Raw genomic sequence first — 1,136 nt, forward strand, 5'->3', positions numbered from 1 at the left:
CGATCATGGAATTGAAACACCTAAAGAACGCCTTGCCGCCGGAAAAGACGAAACAGGAAAATTATCAATTATTTGTTCGCGGGAAAGCGGTAATATGAAGATTATTATTTCTGACGACGGATGCGGCATTGATATTGAAAAAATAAGAAAAAAAATAGTAAAAGAGAGATTAATTGACGAAACGGCGGCGGCAAATCTTACTAAAGAAGAACTTATAGATTTTATTTTCCAAAGCGGATTTTCAACATCGGAAAAAACAAGCAATATTTCAGGCAGAGGCGTAGGAATGGATGTAGTCCGCGACAGTATAGAAGCCTTAAAAGGCAGTATTGTCGTTGACAGCGTACAGGGCGAAGGCTCAAAATTTACAATTATGGTTCCGCTGTCTATAGCGTCTCTTATGGGCGTTCCAATAGAATGTAACGGAATGAAATTCATTATTCCCGCAAGTTTTATTGAAGTGATAATGCTTATAAAACGCGACGAGATAATTATAACAGAAGACAGACTTGAAGTAAAATATAATGATCGTATTATTAAATTATATTATCTTAATCAAATCTTGCAAATTAAAGATAATCCTGTTGATGATGAAGATTCAATATTTATTGTAATTATCCGTTCTTATGAAGACGAGGCGGCGCTTGCCGTTAATAATATCTACAATATGAAATCCGTAATTCTTAAAACAATGCCTAATTTTATGAAAAATATGAACGTCTTCTCCGGTATTGTTCTTAATGAAGAATACGAAATGGTAAGCGTTTTACATATTCCAACAGTAATAAAAATGGCAAAACATATAAAAATACCGGAATATAAAAGACTCTCTGATGAAATCCAAAAAAACAGAAAATCAGTCCTTGTTGTTGATGATTCTCTCCCAACTCGCGAAATTGAGAAAGAAATTTTATTATCAGAAGGATATATTGTAGACGCCGCGGCTGACGGAGAAGAGGCGTTAAATGCCGCAAGATCAAAACATTATGATTTAATTTGCACCGATTTAAATATGCCTGTTATGGACGGTTTTACTCTTATTCAAAATCTTAAAAACGAAGAATCTCTTTCAAATATTCCTATTATTGTAATTTCATCAAAAGATGATAAAGAAGAACAAGAACGCGCTTTTAATC

The 1,136-nt window shown here is 33.9% G+C and carries 1 protein-coding gene; it reads left to right on the forward strand.

All coding sequences use genetic code 11. From position 1 onward, the window contains the following. Window positions 1-94: 94 nt before the first annotated feature. On the forward strand, window positions 95-1,136 hold a 1,042-nt coding region (locus ACYVTD_RS13550; RefSeq protein ID WP_461248264.1), incomplete at its 3' end, for a response regulator.

Source organism: Treponema sp. R6D11 (assembly GCF_054786075.1).